This window comes from Streptomyces sp. DvalAA-14 (assembly GCF_900091855.1).
Classification (GTDB): domain Bacteria; phylum Actinomycetota; class Actinomycetes; order Streptomycetales; family Streptomycetaceae; genus Actinacidiphila.
The window spans coordinates 1-14,329 of record NZ_FMCH01000619.1 but is presented as its reverse complement, the minus strand read 5'-3'; the positions used below and the strand labels follow the sequence as shown (position 1 = coordinate 14,329).

Sequence of the window (14,329 nt, the reverse complement as noted above, 5' to 3'; positions counted from 1 at the left end):
TGGCCGGCCGCGCCGTCGTCGTCCGCCCCCGGCCGGACTGCAGCCGCTCGGTGCCGAGCACCTGCGCCGCCACCCGGTCCTGGGCGACCTCGGCCAGGCAGCGGCCCCGCTTGTCCAGCAGCAGATGCCGCCTGCGGTGCGTGCGCAGGTGCACCACGGGCAGCAGGGCCGCGCCGCGGGTGTACGCCTTGAGGTGCCGGTTCAGCTCGGCCGGTACGTGGCCGGCCTTCCCGGCGCGCAGCGGCGCGTGGACCTCCCGCCGCTCCCCGCGCCCGCCCGGCAGCTTCACGTGCCATCCCTCGTCGTGGCCGCCGGTACGGCGGCGCAGGGTGATGCCGTGTGCCAGCAGGCGCAGGTCGGCGGTGTCGTAGTAGACGGCGTCCAGTTCCTCGGGTTTCTCCTCGCGCACCTCGCGGACGGCCGGCAGTCGCCGCAGGCCGTCGGGGTCGAAGACCCCGGGTCCCTCGAACTTCGTTTCCTGTTCGATGTGGCTGGTGGTCATACCGGTCGCGTGCCCGCCTCCCGGCCCCTCATTCGGCGGCGGGGGCGGCCGGCCCGGGCCGCCCGGGGTCGGCCAGCAGGCTCCCGTCGAGGTGGGCCAGCAGGTCGGCCGGGCCCTGGTAGACCTCCGCGGCGCCCGCGCCGGTCAGTTCCTCGCGGGACACGCCGCCGGACAGCAGCCCGACGCAGCGCACCCCGGCGCGGCCCGCGGCTTCGGCGTCCCACACCGCGTCGCCCACGAAGACCGCGCGGTCGGGCGGGACGGCGGCGCGCTCCAGCGCCCGGGCGACGAGATCGGGCGAGGGTTTGCTGGCCTCGACGTCGTCGGCGGTGGTCACCGCGTCGATCGCGTCGTCGGCGCCGAGCGCGTCCCGCATCACCCGCAGCTCCCGGTCGGAGGCCGAGCTGGCCAGGACCACCCGCCAGCCGCGTGCAGCGCAGGCCCGGAGCAGGTCCGCGGCGCCCTCCAGCGGGGCGAGCCGGGTCCAGTACTGGGCATACAGGGTGTCGTGGGCGGCGCTGAGCGCGCTGTCGTCCCCGTGGTCGTGGTCCTCGCCGAGCAGATGGTCGAGCAGATGGTCGCTGCCCATCCCGATGGACCGGTGCACCCGGCTCATCGGCACCCGCTCACCGTGCTGCCGCAGGGCCTCCCACCAGGCGACGGTGTGCAGGTAGACGGTGTCCATCAGCGTGCCGTCCACATCGAAGAGCACCGCCGCGCGCCGCTCCCGGCCCGGTCCCCGACCGTGGCCCCGATCGTGTTCCCGGTCCTTGTCCCGGTCCTGCCCGTGCTCGTGCTGGTGCTGGTGCTCGTCCACCGTCGCCTCCGGGTCGCTGTGCCTGCCCGCCGGCCGGCGGCGGTCCGCCCACCTCGTCCCGGCTGCTCCCGGCGGCTGTCCCCAGCGGGTACCCCGGTCACCGGGGCACTACGCCGGCCGGCCGCCGCAGGAACTCATAATGTCATCGTTTCGGGACGAATCGGACGGGTAGTGGCTGTGCACGGACGAAGAGGAGGCCACAACCCATGACGGACCAGGGAACCAACAAGACCGGCTTCGTACGGGACGACGAGCTCAAGAGGGAGATGCAGGGCGAGCTCAAGGCGAACCGGGAGGTCCGGATCGAGGAGGCGTACGAGCCGGAGCCGTCGGGAGAGGACGAGCCGATCACGGAGTCCTTCCCCTCCGGTGACCCCGGCCTGCCGGCGCCTTCCGGCATGACCGCCGAAGGTGTGACGGTCCGTACTGATCTGGCCAGGCATCTGGAGCGCGCCATCTACCCGGCGAAGCGGTCGGCCCTGCTGGGCAGCCTGCAGCGCCATCACGCACCGGACACGCTGGTGGACCGGGTGTCGTCGCTGCCGGCCGAGCCGGCGTACCCGAATGTCCAGGCGGTGGTCCGCGCCCTGGGATTCGGCGTGGAGGACCGCAGGGACTGACCCGCGGCCGGCGAAGGAATCCGTATCGCCCACCGCTGACGGGGTAACCGACCGCTGTGACGCACTCACCGGACAAGCAGCAGGAAGCGGGGGCGGCGGCGCTGCCGCCGGACCGTACGCAGGCGATTCTCGAGGCCACCAAGGAGATGGCCGCCCGGCTGAAGGCCGGCGGCCACGCCTTCGCCCTGGCCGGCAGCGTCGCCGCCTACGCGCACGGCGTGGTGCCGAGCTTCCAGCACGACGTGGACTTCTGCATCACCCCGGACACCGCCGACGCGGTCGCCGACACGCTCACCGAGGCCGGCATCCCGGTGCGCCGGCCGCCGGAGGACTGGCTGATCAAGGCCCGCTGCCTGGACCAGGACATCGACCTGATCTTCGAGCTCGGGCACGTGCCGGTCGACGAGGCGCTGCTGCGCCGGGCCCCGGTGATGCCGGTGGAGGCGGTACGGATGCCGGTGCTGTCGGCCACCGACCTGCTCGCCTCGCTGCTGCGGTCCTTCTCCGAGCACCACTGCGACTTCGGCGCGGTGCTTCCGGTGGCCCGCGCGCTGCGGGAGAAGACCGACTGGGCGCAACTGCGCCGCGACTACGGCGCCCAGCCGATGCCGGACGCCTTCTTTTATCTGCTGGAGCGGCTGGAGATCATCCCACCCGAGGAGGTGGCCCGTGAATCCGTCTGACCCCCCGATTCCGCCCGGCGCCGAAGGGCACGCCGAGTACCGCATCGCGCATCTGCACCAGCGACTGGTGGACGAGGGCGCGGCCGATCTCGGCCTGCGGGTGGAGGACCGCGGCGGCACCGTGATCATCAGCGGCAGCGTGCCCACCGCCGAGAGCAGGCAGACGGTGCTGCGGGTGGCCGCCGAGGTACTGGCCGGCCTGGACCGCCAGGTCGATGTGACGGTCGCCGAACTCACCGCCCCCGACCGGGCGGAGCGCCTGCTGTGATACGGGTGGCGGCGGTGGGCGACATCCACATGGGCCCGGACAGCCGGGGCAGCCTGCGGCCGGCCTTCGAGACCCTGCCCGACGTGGCGGACCTGCTGCTGCTGGCCGGTGACCTCACCCGGCACGGCACGGTCGACGAGGCCCGGGTGGTGGCCGAGGAGGTGGCCGGGCTCGGGGTGCCGGTGATCGCCGTGCTCGGCAACCACGACCACCACGCGGACCAGACGCCGGAGGTGACGGCGGTGCTGGAGGAGGCGGGGGTGACCGTGCTGGAGGGCGCCGCGACCACGCTGACCGTCGGCGGCACGGTGGTGGGCGTGGCCGGGACCAAGGGCTTCGGCGGCGGTTTCGCCGGTCGCAGCGCGGGCGAGTTCGGCGAGCCGGAGATGAAGGCGTTCGTCCGGGCCACCCGTCGCAGCGCCGACGGCCTGCGCCGCGCGCTGGAGGAGCTGGCCGACGCCGGCTGCGCGCTGCGGATCGCGCTCACCCACTTCTCCCCCGTGCCGGACACCCTGGCGGGCGAGCCGACCGAGATCTACCCGTTCCTCGGCAGCTACCTGCTCGCCGAGGCGCTGGACGGCGGCAAGGTCGACCTGGCGGTGCACGGCCACGCCCACGCGGGCACCGAGCACGGCATGACGGTCGGCGGCGTCAGGGTCCGCAACGTGGCCCAGCCGGTGCTGCGCCGGGCGTTCGCCGTCTACCACCTGGCCCCGGCCTGACCGGCACGAGCCACCCCCCGCTGGTGAGGCCGGGGGGCCGACGCCCGGTCAGGCCGCCGACTCCTTGGCGAGTTCGGCGAGCGCGTCCAGATGGGTCGGGGTCCAGCCCAGGTCGCGCCGGGCGCGGGCGGCGGTCAGCTGCTGGTCCAGGGCGAACGCCTCGGCGACCGGGCCCATCCGCGCCACCGCCTGCGCCACGTCCAGCGGCTCGACCCGGCCGGGCCGGCCGGCGGCCACGGCCAGCGCCTGGACGACGTCGGCGTGTGTCGGGTTCTGCTCGTTGACGGCCACATAGATTGATCCGGGCGCCGCGTTCAGGGCCTTCACATACAGCTCGGCGAGGTCGTCCACATGCACCATCGCCCAGTGGTTCGAGCCGTCGCCGATCATCGGGACGGCGCCGCCGGTGCGGCCGGGGTCGGTGAAGAACATCCTGGTCAGCTGCCCGGTGTAGCCGTAGACCACGCCGGGCCGCAGCAGGACCGGCCGGCCGCCGCGCTCGGCGGCCGCCAGCACCTGCCGCTCGTTGTCCACCAGCCAGGCGGCGATCGGCGGCGGGCGCAGCGGCGCGTCCTCGTCCACCACGCCGTCGGTGCTGCCGTACTCCCACGTCCCGCCGGTGTGCACGAAGGCGCCGCGGTCGCCGAGCCCCTCCTGCATGGCGTCGGCGGCGGCCCGTTGCACCGCCGCCGCGTCCGGCCCGGTCTGGGCGCCGAGGTGGATGACTCCTTCGGCCGCGGCGGCGGCCTTGCGCAGCACGCGGGTGTCGGCGAGGTCGCCGGCCACCGCGACGGCGCCGAGGGCGGTGACCACGGCGGCCGAGGACTGGCTGCGGGCCAGCGCGGCGACGTCGAAGCCGCTGCGGACCAGCGCCGAGATGACGGACCGGCCGACGTAGCCGGAGCCGCCGGTGAGGAAGACAGCCATGACGGTGCCCTTTCGCGCTGTGGTGGTACGGCCGGCGCCGGTTTCCGCCCGGCGGGTCCTTGCTGCGGACGGTACGGGAGGAGCGGCGGGCGGCGGCGCTGACAGGGCCCGCAGCCGCGGTCCCCTCACGCGAAGGGACCTGGGTGGGAGCCGGCGCGGGCCGGTGATCCGGCGGTACAAGATCACGACGGGCCCGGCCTGAGGCACACTGTCCCGGTGGCCCCGCTCCGCGCGGGTCCGGCGGAGCAGCAGGGGCGGGGAGGCAGCGGTGAAAGTGATCGTCTTCGGTGCGTCGGGCATGGTCGGCCAGGGGGTGCTGCGCGCCTGCCTGGCGGACGCGGCGGTGACCGAGGTGGTGGCGGTGGTCCGGCGCCCGCTGCGCCGCGCCGACCCCCGGCTGCGGGAGGTGGCGCACGCGGACTTCACCGACCTGTCGCCGGTGGCCGGCGAGCTGGCCGGGGCGGACGCCTGCTTCTACTGCCTGGGCGTGTCCGCCGCCGGGCGCAGCGAGGCGGAGTACGAGCGGGTGACGTACGACTACGCGCTGGCCGCCGCCCGCGCGGTCACGGCCGGCAGTCCGGAGCTCACCTTCACCTACGTCTCCGGCGAGGGCACCGACAGCAGTGAGCGCGGCCGCTCGGCGTGGGCCCGGATCAAGGGCCGTACCGAGAACGCGCTGCTGTCCATGGACATGCGGGCGTACATGTTCCGCCCGGGCTGGATCCAGCCGGTGCACGGCGAGACCTCGCGCACCCGCGGGTACCGGGTGATGTACGCGGCCACCTCGTGGCTGTACCCGGTGCTGCGCCGCTTCGCGCCCCGGCATGTCACCACCACCGAGCAGCTGGGCCGGGCGATGCTGGCCGTGGTCCGGCTGGGCGGCGGCGGCCCGCACATCCTGCACAGCCCGGAGATCAACCGGCTGGGGTCATGACGGATGCGGTCCGATGGCCGTGCTGTAACGATTCGGCGAGTCGGGCGGTCTTGTCCCCAGGTCCGCATGGCGGCTTCCCGTTCGGGGCACAAGGCTGCTCATGACGGAGATCGGCCTGCCCAGCGACGTACGAGCCTGCCTGTTCGACCTCGACGGCGTGCTCACACCGACCGCGCTGATCCACGCCGCGGCGTGGAAAGAGATGTTCGACGAGTTCCTGCGGCGGCGCGGCGGCGGTGACGCGGGGCAGTTCCGCCCGTTCGACGCCACCGCGGACTACGACGCGTACGTGGACGGACGGCCGCGGGCCGACGGGGTGCGGACCTTCCTGGCCTCCCGGGACATCGAGCTGCCCGAGGGCGAGGAGGACGACCCGCCGGACCGCGAGACCGTCCACGGCCTGGGCAACCGCAAGAACGTCCTGGTGCTGCGGAAGATCAAGCAGGAAGGCGTGCAGGCCTACCCCGGTTCGGTGCGCTACGTGGAGGCGGTGCGCGCGGCGGGGCTGTCGACCGCCGTGGTGTCCTCCAGCGCCAACTGCAAGGACGTGCTGGTCTCGGCCGGGATCGAGCACCTGATGGACGTGCGGGTGGACGGGCTGACCGCCCGGGACCAGGGCCTGCGCGGCAAGCCCAAGCCGGACACCTTCCTGGAGGCCGCCCACCAGTTGGGCGTCGAGCCCGGGCAGGCGGCGGTCTTCGAGGACGCGCTGGTCGGGATGGACGCCGGCCGGGAGGGCAAGTTCGGGTACGTGGTCGGCGTGGACCGGGTCGGCCAGGCCGACGAGCTGCGCAAGCACGGCGCCGATGTCGTCGTCACCGATCTGGCCGAACTGCTGGGGAGGACGGCGTGATCGACCACCCCGCCTACGACGTCTCCGCGTGGTCGCTGCGCGAGAGCGAGCTGAATTTCGATGTGCTGCCGCAGAGCGAGTCGGTGTTTGCGCTGTCCAACGGGCACATCGGCTGGCGCGGCAACCTCGACGAGGGCGAGCCGAACGGGCTGCCCGGCTCGTACCTCAACGGTCTGCACGAACTGCACGCGCTGCCGTACGCCGAGGCCGGCTACGGGTATCCGGAGTCGGGGCAGACCGTCATCAACGTCACCAACGGCAAGGTGATCCGGCTGCTGGTGGACGACGAGCCCTTCGACCTGCGCTACGGCACCATCCGCCACCATGTGCGGGAGCTGGACCTGCGGGCCGGGGTGCTGCGCCGGTCGTGCGAGTGGGTCTCGCCGGCCGGCCGCGCGGTGCGGGTCCGCTCCACCCGGATGGTCTCCTTCCAGCAGCGCGCGGTGGCCGCGATCTCCTACGAGGTCGAGCCGCTGGAGGACCAGGTGCGGCTGGTGCTGCAGTCGGAGCTGATCGCCAACGAGGAGATCCCGCGGGTGGCCGGCGATCCCCGGGTGGCCGCCGCCCTGGAGTCGCCGCTGCGCGCCGAGGAGAGCTCCGCGGCCGGCACCCGGCTGCGGCTGGTGCATTCCACCACCCGCAGCGAGCTGCGGGTGGCGACCGCCGCCGACCACCGGGTGGAGGGCCCGGAGCCCACCACCAAGATCTCGTCGGAGAGCGGCGACGACGTGAGCCGGCTGACCGTGACGGCGGTGCTGGACACCGGGCAGAAGCTGCGTCTGGAGAAGTACGTCGCCTACGGCTGGTCGGCGACCCGCTCGCTGCCCGCGCTGCGCGACCAGGCGGACGCGGCCCTGGTCGGCGCCCTGGACACCGGCTGGCAGGGCCTGCTGGACCAGCAGCGCGCCTACCTGGACGACTTCTGGGACCGCTGCGACGTGGAGGTGGACGGCGACACCGAGATCCAGCAGGCGGTGCGCTTCGGGCTGTTCCACGTGCTGCAGGCCGGCGCGCGGGCCGAGGAGCGGGCGATCCCGGCGAAGGGCCTGACCGGCTCCGGCTACGACGGCCACACCTTCTGGGACGCCGAGACGTTCGTCCTGCCGCTGCTGACCTTCACCTCGCCGCGGGCCGCCGCCGAGGTACTGCAGTGGCGGGCCAACACACTGCCGGCCGCCAAGGAGCGGGCCCGCCAACTGGGCCTGGCCGGGGCGGCGTTCCCCTGGCGGACCATCAACGGCGACGAGGCGTCGAGCTATTGGCCGGCCGGCACCGCGGCCTTCCACGTCAACGCCGACATCGCCGACGCGGTGGTGCGCTATGTGGCGGTGACCGGTGACGACGCCTTCGACAAGGACACCGGCCTGCAGATCCTGGTGGAGACCGCCCGGTTGTGGCGCTCACTGGGCCACCACGACAACGCCGGGGCCTTCCACATCGACGGGGTGACCGGTCCCGACGAGTACAGCGCGGTCGCCGACGACAACGTGTACACCAACCTGATGGCGCAGGGGAATCTGGTGGCCGCCGCCGACGCCGCGGAACGCCACCCGCGGCACGCGGCCGAACTCGGCGTCACCGCCGAGGAGACCGCGGCCTGGCGGGACGCGGCGGCGGCCATGACGGTGCCGTTCAACGCCCAACTCGGGGTGCACGAGCAGTCGGCCGGCTTCACCCGGCACCAGGTGTGGGACTTCGCCGCCACCGACCGCGAGCACTATCCGCTGCTGCTGCACTACCCGTACTTCGACCTGTACCGCAAGCAGGTGGTCAAACAGGCGGACCTGGTGCTGGCGATGTACCTGCGCGGGGATGCCTTCACCCCGGAGGAGAAGGCGCGCAACTTCGCCTATTACGAGCCGCTGACGGTACGGGACTCCTCGCTGTCGGCCTACTGCCAGTCGGTGATCGCCGCCGAGGTGGGCCATCTGCAGCTGGCCCACGACTACTTGGGCGAATCGGCCATGATGGACCTGGAGGACCTGGAGAACAACGCCCGCGACGGACTGCACATCGCGGCGCTGGCCGGCACCTGGACGGCGCTGGTAGCGGGACTCGGCGGGATGCGGCTGTTCGACGGCAACTCGATCCGGTTCGCCCCCCGGCTGCCGGACGCGCTCAGCCGGATCGCCTTCCGGCTGATGTTCCGCGGCCGGCGGCTGCGGGTGGAGTTCACCAACAGCTCCGCCACCTACACCCTGTCCGAGGGGAAGCCGCTGGAGGTGCTGCACTACGAGGAGCCGCTCAGGCTGACCACCGCGCGGCCGGTGACGCGCGACCTGCCGGCCTTCAAGCACCTCCCGGAGCCGACCCAGCCGGCCGGCCGGGCCCCGCGCCGGCGCCACCACCCGGCCTGAGCCGCGCCACTCGGCCCCCCGGCCGCCCGGCCACCCCCGCCGGGACCCGGATCCGTGCCGCCACGGCGCGATCCGGGTCCCGCGCACCCCTGCCGCCTCATGCAACTCAACTCTTTGCAGGGATAGTTACGCAAATTTCTTAACTCCGCTCGCATTATTGCGGCGCTCTGTCGGCGACCCTACGATCGGTGCGCGCGGTGACCCCGCCGCCCCGCCGTACGGCTCCTGCTCCTTGCTCGTCACGACCCTCCTCCTCCCGAAGGGACAACGACCGGTGAGAAAGCTCCGCCTGATCGCCGTATCGAGCGCCGCCGCCCTGGCCGCCGTGCTCATCCCCGGCGCCACCACCGCGCTCGCGGGCACCGCCGACCTGCCCGGCGCCTGCCAGTACTACACCGACTTCGACTTCGTCGGCGGCCAGTTGTCGATCTACGACAGCAAGAGCTGCAACGGCGTCACCCAGCCGGCGTACGCGGTGATCGAGAAGGTCAGCGGCACCGGCACGGTGATCCCGGTCGCCTACGGCCTGGGCATCGTGCGCTACACCTGCCAGGGCAGCGCGGTGAACACCTTCCGCTTCGACGGCGATCTCAGCAAGCAGGTGATCTTGACCCCCGGCGCGCTGCCCTGCGGCTGACCGGCGTCCGATCGCACGGCCTCCGCCGCGTACCCACGGGGGCGCGGCGGGGACGGGCCCTCCCCCGCGGCGGCGGGTGGGGGCCCCTCGAAGGTGCCCGTGGAAGCCGCCCGGGGACGGTGCCCGTGCAAGCCGGGCCGCCGGGCGGGCGGCGGTCAGAACCAGCCGCGGCGCTTGAAGAGGATGTAGAGGATGAGCACCAGCGTCGCCATCAGGCCCAGCGCGGCCGGGTAGCCCCAGATCTGGTGGAGTTCCGGCATGTGCTCGAAGTTCATGCCGTAGATGCCGGCGATCGCGGTGGGCACCACGGCCATGGCCGCCCAGGCCGAGATCTTGCGCATGTCGTCGTTCTGCTGGACCCCGACCTGGGTGAGGTGGGCGCCGAGGATGTCGGACAGCAGCCGGTCCAGGCCGTCCCCCGCCTCGTTGGCCCGGGCCAGGTGGTCGGCGACATCGCGGAAGAACGGCCGGGTCTCGCGGGTGACATAGGGCGCGGTGCCGGCCACCAGCCGGGACATCGGCTCGCTGAGCGGCCCGGTGGCCCGCCGGAACTCCAGCACCTGGCGCTTGAAGGTGTAGATGGTGCCGGCCACCCGCCCGGAGCCGCCGCCGCCCGGGGAGAAGACCTGCTCCTCCAACTCCTCCAGATCGACCTGGAGTTCGGTGGCGATGTCGACATAGGCGTCCACCACCGAGTCGAAGATCGCGTACAGCACCGCGACCGGTCCGTGCCGCAGCACCTCGGGGGCCTGCTCCATCCGGGCCCGCACCTCGGCCGCGGTGCGGGATTCGCCGTGCCGGACCGTCACCACGAAGGACTCGCCGATGAAGACCATCAGCTCGCTGGCGTGGATCCGGGCCGCCGCGTCGTCGTAGGTCAGCGGCCGGACGACGGTGAACAGGGCGCCGGTGTACGACTCCATCTTCGGGCGCTGGTGCGCCTTGAGGGCGTCCTCGACGGCGAGCGGGTGCAGGCCGAGTTCGGAGCCGAGCAGGTCGAACTCCTCGGCGGTCGGCTCGTTCATCCCGATCCAGACGAAGGAGTCGCCGACGGCGCGCGCGTGCTCCAGCGCGTCGGAGAGGTCGCTCGGGGTCTCCGCGCGCCGACCGTCCCGGTAGATGGCGCAGTCCACGATCACGTCTCATCCTTTCCGCGTACCCGGGCGGCCGTACCAGGTCGTACCGGAACGCCGGAGCGGCCGGCGTCCCGGCCGGCGGCCCCCGCCCCGCTCGGTTCACCCGCTCGGTTCACCCGCCCGGTTCACCCGCCCGGGACGGCCTTGGGTTCGGGTGCGGGCCGCGCCCGGGCCGTCAGGGCCCTGGCGTGCTCGACGTTGAAGTGGGCGCCGACCATCAGGGCCAGGTTGGAGAACCACAGCCACACCAGGAACACCACGGTCCCGGCCAGCGGCCCGTACAGCCGGTTGTACGTGCCCAGGTGCGCGGTGTACTCGGCGAACCCGGCGGAGGTGGCCAGCCACAGCCCCACCGCGAGCGCGCCGCCGGGGGCCATCGCGCGCAGCGACCTGGCGTCGCGGGGACCGGAGCGGAACAGCACCAGCACCAGCGCCGAGGCCACCACCACCAGCAGCGGCCAGCGCAGCCCGCGCCAGGCGGCGAGGGTCGCCCCGTCCATGTCCAGCAGCGCGCCGGTCCGGCGGGCCAGCGCGCCGGTCACCACCAGGCACAGCGCGCTGCACACCAGCAGCACCAGCAAGGTGACGGAGGTGAACACCACGCGCGGGGCGGTACGCCAGGCGGGCCGGCTGTCGGTGACGCCGTGCATGTTGTGCAGTGCCCGGCGGAAGACACTGGCGTAGGCGCAGGCCGACCAGATCGCGCCGGCCCCGCCGACCGCCGACAGCGACAAGCTGGCCGACTTGTCGCGTGCCATGTCCAGCAGCGCCTGGGCCACCACCGGCCGGGACTCGGCGGGCAGCAGCGTGGTGATGCCGTCCGACAAGCTGGCGTCCGAGGCCCCGCCGGCCAGCCCCACCAGCGAGACGGTCATCAGCAGCGCCGGGAAGATGGCCAGCACGGCGTAGTAGGTCAGCGCGGCGGCCCGCTCGGTGGCGTCCTTGTCCCAGGCGGCGGCGAGCGTGTGGAACAGGGTGCGGGTGAAGCGCATCAGCGCCCGGACCCCCCGCAGTGTCCTGCCGCGCTCACGTTCCGGCGCGCGCCGGCGCCCGTGCCGGGCCGTCGCGCTCTCCCCAGTCGCCACCCTTCATCCTCCCACCGGTACCGCGACGCCTCACGGCGTTGCCTCTTCCACGTCTATGCCCAGGGCCGCCGCCTTCATGGCAGCCGCCCGCCGGCCGCGCCGGGCCTGAATGCCGGCGCCGCGAAGGGGAACACGGACCGGCAGATCCGACCCGCCCCGACTCAGGAGGATGCGCGATGTCCGAGACGACCGACCCTTCGATACCCCCACCCGAACCGCGCTGGAACCAGCCCGGCGGGCCGGAGTGGGGCCCGACCGCGCAGCCGACGCAGCAGCCCGCGGCGGCCGACCCGCCCGGCGCGCGCACCGGGATGCTACTACTCCTGGGTGTACTGGTGATCGTCGCCGTGGTCCTGCTGGTCTACGCCTTGATGGGGAGCTGAGCCGCGCTGCGCGCGAGTACCGGGCGCGGGCCCCGGTCGCGGCCGGGACCGCCGGTGGAGCAGCCCGCGCTGTTCGAGCCGGAGCGGCCCGAACCGGCCCGGCCGGAGCGCGAGTCGCCGGCCCGGGGACCGCGGGCGGCGCGATCGGGCCAGGACCGGTCCCCGCAGCCGCTGTGGACCGCCGGAACCCGGGTCGGCACCTGTTCGTGGACCGATCCCGCCCTCGTCGCGGCCGGCTGGTACCCGCCGGCCGCGCGCGACCCGGAGGGGCGGCTGCGGCACTACGCGGCGCGCTTCCCGGTGGTGGAGGTCGACTCGACCTACTACGCGCTGCCCAGCGCGCGCAACAGCGCCCTGTGGGCCGAGCGCACCCCGCCGGGTTTCCTGTTCGACGTGAAGGTCTTCTCGCTGCTCACCGGCCATCCCACCCGCGTCTCGGCGCTGCCGGCGGATCTGCGTCCGCCGGGCCCGCCGGGGCGCGTCCTGCGCCCGGACGAGGTGTCCGCGGAACTGCGGCGGGAGGTCTGGCAGCGTTTCACCGCGGCCCTGGCGCCGCTGGCCGACGCCGGGCGCCTGGGCAGCGTCCTGCTGCAGTTCCCGCCGTGGTTCGGACCCGCCGACGACACGCGGGCCGCGTTGCTGCGCTGGCGGGAGCGGGCCGGAGCGCTGCGGCTGGCGGTCGAGTTCCGCGACCCGGCGTGGCTGCGGCCGGACGCCTTCCCGCGCACGGCGGCGCTGCTGCGCGACCTGGGCGCCGCCTGCGTCGCGGTGGACACCGCGCCGGGACTGCCGTCGTCCCTGCCGCCGGTGACCGCCGTGACCTGCCCGGCGCTGGCGGTGGTGCGGCTGCACGGCCGCAGCCGGCTGTGGGGCACCGGGAGCAAGGAGGACCGCTTCCGCCACCGGTACACGGCGGCCGAACTGCGGCCCTGGGTGGGCCGGGTCCGCGAGTTGGCCGACCGGGCGGCCGACGTGCACGTTCTGTTCAACAACTGCTGCGGCGACGCGGCCGTGTCCGGCGCCGAACTGATGACCCGTCTGCTGCCGGCGCCCGGCGCCCGCCCGCCGCACTGAGCACGGCGGCCGTCCCGCGCGTACTGTTCGACAGCGGTCCGGGACAGCGGCGGGCTGCCGGGCGGGCGGCGGGCAGCCAGGCGGCGGGCAGTCGCCCGCGACACTCGCGGCCGGCCTGCGCCGCCGGCCGGGCCGGACCCGGAATGCTGGGCGGTGCCGGAGCCAGGCGCTCCGGGGCCGGATCGAGCCAGGCTCGCCGCAGGTTGGCGGCCGGCTCGCGGCAGCTTCAGGACAGGAAGGGGCGGCAGGTGGCGTGGGACGCGGAGGTCGCCATCGTGGGCGCGGGGGCGGCGGGGTCTGACGCTGGCGTACCGGCTCGCCGATCCCGCGCTGCCCGCGCCGCCGTCCGTGCTGCTCGTCGACGCGCCGCCGGGCGGCCCGCGTCCGCCGGCCCGGACCTGGTGCTTCTGGGAGGAGCCGGGCGGCGGGTACGACAGCGTGCTGACCGCCGGCTGGGACCGGCTGCGGGTGCACGGCGGCGACGGCCGCCCGGTGCTGGCCCGCATCGCGCCGCTGCGCTACAAGATGCTGCGCTCACCGGACTTCGAGCGGCTGGTGGCCGCCCGGCTGGCGACGGCGCCCTGGATCCGGCGGGTCGAGGCGTCGGTGACCGAGGTACGGGACGACGCCGGCGGGGCGCTGGTCCGCGGCACGACCGCGGCCGGCGGCGCGGCGGCCTGGCGCACCCGCTGGGCGTTCGACTCGCGCCCGCCGTCCGCGCTCCCCCGGGCCCGCACCACCTTGCTGCAGCACTTCAGGGGCTGGTTCGTCCGGGCCGGCACCCCGGTGTTCGACCCGGCGGTCGCCGATCTGATGGACTTCCGCACCCCGCAGCCGCCGCACGGCCTGTCCTTCGGATACGTGCTGCCCCTCGACGACCGCACGGCGCTGGTGGAGTACACCGAGTTCTCGCCGGCCGTGCTCGACGACGCCGGGTACGAGGCCGCGCTGCGCCACTACACCCGCGACGTCCTCGGCCTGCCGCAGCTGCGGATCCTGTCCACCGAGCAGGGCGTGATCCCGATGACCGACGGGCGTTTCCCGCGCCGGGCGGGCGCCTCGGTGTTCCGGATCGGCGCCGCCGGCGGCGCCACCCGGCCCGCCACCGGCTACACCTTCGCCGCGGTGCAGCGGCAGGCGGCCGGAGTCGCCGCCGCCCTGGCCGCGGGCCGCGATCCCGTTCCCGCCCGCCTACCCGGCCCGCGCGCTGGCGATGGACGCCGTGCTGCTGCGGGCGCTGGACACCGGCCGGGTGGACGGCGCCGACTTCTTCACCCGGCTGTTCGCCCGTGTCCCGGCCGAGCGGCTGCTGCGCTTCCTGGACGGCCGCA

Annotated in this window: 15 protein-coding genes and 1 pseudogene; 11 read left to right on the top strand and 5 right to left on the bottom strand. The window is 74.2% G+C overall.

Annotation, left to right across the window (positions count from 1 at the left end):
• Together GA0115240_RS32980 and GA0115240_RS32975 are read right to left on the bottom strand one after the other, a co-directional pair.
• The coding region (locus tag GA0115240_RS32980; protein ID WP_141709050.1) for a CYTH domain-containing protein at positions 1–502 on the bottom strand (502 nt) is incomplete at its 3' end.
• Positions 503–530: 28 nt separating this feature from the next.
• Positions 531–1,187 (bottom strand): HAD family hydrolase, encoded by a 657-nt coding sequence (locus GA0115240_RS32975; protein ID WP_093742505.1) that lies wholly within the window; start codon positions 1,185–1,187, stop codon positions 531–533.
• Positions 1,188–1,525: 338 nt separating this feature from the next.
• Here GA0115240_RS32975 and GA0115240_RS32970 point away from each other — a divergent pair, with 338 nt between their 5' ends.
• Genes GA0115240_RS32970 through GA0115240_RS32955 form a run of 4 tightly spaced genes read left to right on the top strand, consistent with a single transcriptional unit; the run spans position 1,526 to position 3,612 of the window.
• Positions 1,526–1,939, top strand: coding sequence for a DUF2795 domain-containing protein (locus tag GA0115240_RS32970; protein WP_093742500.1), 414 nt, complete (start codon positions 1,526–1,528; stop codon positions 1,937–1,939).
• Between the two features lie 56 nt (positions 1,940–1,995).
• On the top strand, positions 1,996–2,622 hold the full coding sequence (locus GA0115240_RS32965; protein ID WP_093742499.1) for a hypothetical protein: 627 nt from the start codon (positions 1,996–1,998) through the stop codon (positions 2,620–2,622).
• On the top strand, positions 2,609–2,890 hold the full coding sequence (locus GA0115240_RS32960; protein ID WP_256070152.1) for a hypothetical protein: 282 nt from the start codon (positions 2,609–2,611) through the stop codon (positions 2,888–2,890). Before GA0115240_RS32965 ends, GA0115240_RS32960 begins: the two co-directional genes overlap by 14 nt.
• Positions 2,887–3,612 (top strand): metallophosphoesterase family protein, encoded by a 726-nt coding sequence (locus GA0115240_RS32955; RefSeq protein WP_093742497.1) that lies wholly within the window; start codon positions 2,887–2,889, stop codon positions 3,610–3,612. Before GA0115240_RS32960 ends, GA0115240_RS32955 begins: the two co-directional genes overlap by 4 nt.
• Positions 3,613–3,660: 48 nt before the next feature.
• Here the strand turns inward: GA0115240_RS32955 and GA0115240_RS32950 are convergent, their stop codons facing one another.
• Positions 3,661–4,539, bottom strand: coding sequence for an NAD-dependent epimerase/dehydratase family protein (locus GA0115240_RS32950; protein WP_093742495.1), 879 nt, complete (start codon positions 4,537–4,539; stop codon positions 3,661–3,663).
• A gap of 268 nt (positions 4,540–4,807) precedes the next feature.
• Here GA0115240_RS32950 and GA0115240_RS32945 point away from each other — a divergent pair, with 268 nt between their 5' ends.
• The 4 genes from GA0115240_RS32945 to GA0115240_RS32930 all read left to right on the top strand — a co-directional run bounded on the left by GA0115240_RS32945 (position 4,808) and on the right by GA0115240_RS32930 (position 9,320).
• On the top strand, positions 4,808–5,473 hold the full coding sequence (locus GA0115240_RS32945; RefSeq protein WP_093742493.1) for an NAD(P)H-binding protein: 666 nt from the start codon (positions 4,808–4,810) through the stop codon (positions 5,471–5,473).
• A 100-nt stretch (positions 5,474–5,573) separates the two neighbouring features.
• Positions 5,574–6,326, top strand: a complete 753-nt coding sequence (locus tag GA0115240_RS32940; RefSeq protein WP_093742491.1) for an HAD family hydrolase — start codon at positions 5,574–5,576, stop codon at positions 6,324–6,326.
• Complete coding sequence (locus GA0115240_RS32935) at positions 6,323–8,683, top strand: glycoside hydrolase family 65 protein (protein ID WP_093742489.1); 2,361 nt, start codon at positions 6,323–6,325, stop codon at positions 8,681–8,683. Before GA0115240_RS32940 ends, GA0115240_RS32935 begins: the two co-directional genes overlap by 4 nt.
• A 274-nt stretch (positions 8,684–8,957) precedes the next feature.
• On the top strand, positions 8,958–9,320 hold the full coding sequence (locus tag GA0115240_RS32930; RefSeq protein WP_093742487.1) for a hypothetical protein: 363 nt from the start codon (positions 8,958–8,960) through the stop codon (positions 9,318–9,320).
• Between the two features lie 155 nt (positions 9,321–9,475).
• Here the strand turns inward: GA0115240_RS32930 and corA are convergent, their stop codons facing one another.
• Both corA and GA0115240_RS32920 read right to left on the bottom strand, forming a co-directional pair.
• A complete protein-coding gene (corA, locus tag GA0115240_RS32925) occupies positions 9,476–10,459 on the bottom strand; it encodes a magnesium/cobalt transporter CorA (protein ID WP_093742485.1) in 984 nt (327 codons plus the stop codon).
• A 122-nt stretch (positions 10,460–10,581) separates the two neighbouring features.
• A complete protein-coding gene (locus tag GA0115240_RS32920) occupies positions 10,582–11,541 on the bottom strand; it encodes a YihY/virulence factor BrkB family protein (RefSeq protein WP_256070151.1) in 960 nt (319 codons plus the stop codon).
• A gap of 176 nt (positions 11,542–11,717) precedes the next feature.
• Between GA0115240_RS32920 and GA0115240_RS32915 the strand changes: the two genes are divergently transcribed.
• The 3 genes and pseudogenes from GA0115240_RS32915 to GA0115240_RS32905 form a co-directional block, all read left to right on the top strand.
• Positions 11,718–11,924: a hypothetical protein gene (locus GA0115240_RS32915; protein ID WP_093742481.1), complete on the top strand. Its 207-nt coding sequence runs from the start codon at positions 11,718–11,720 to the stop codon at positions 11,922–11,924.
• A 171-nt stretch (positions 11,925–12,095) separates the two neighbouring features.
• The gene (locus GA0115240_RS32910; protein WP_093742502.1) at positions 12,096–12,998 is read left to right on the top strand and encodes a DUF72 domain-containing protein; all 903 of its coding nucleotides are present in this window, start codon (positions 12,096–12,098) and stop codon (positions 12,996–12,998) included.
• A gap of 248 nt (positions 12,999–13,246) precedes the next feature.
• Positions 13,247–14,329 (top strand): annotated as a pseudogene (locus tag GA0115240_RS32905) (lycopene cyclase family protein); the annotation flags it as partial.

Excerpts from the sequence above, each read along its gene's own strand:
- GA0115240_RS32975 (WP_093742505.1), bottom strand. The coding sequence starts at position 1,187 with ATGGACACCGTCTACCTGCACACCGTCGCCTGGTGGGAGGCCCTGCGG.
- GA0115240_RS32970 (WP_093742500.1), top strand. The coding sequence starts at position 1,526 with ATGACGGACCAGGGAACCAACAAGACCGGCTTCGTACGGGACGACGAG.
- GA0115240_RS32950 (WP_093742495.1), bottom strand. The coding sequence starts at position 4,539 with ATGGCTGTCTTCCTCACCGGCGGCTCCGGCTACGTCGGCCGGTCCGTC.
- GA0115240_RS32940 (WP_093742491.1), top strand. The coding sequence starts at position 5,574 with ATGACGGAGATCGGCCTGCCCAGCGACGTACGAGCCTGCCTGTTCGAC.
- GA0115240_RS32915 (WP_093742481.1), top strand. The coding sequence starts at position 11,718 with ATGTCCGAGACGACCGACCCTTCGATACCCCCACCCGAACCGCGCTGG.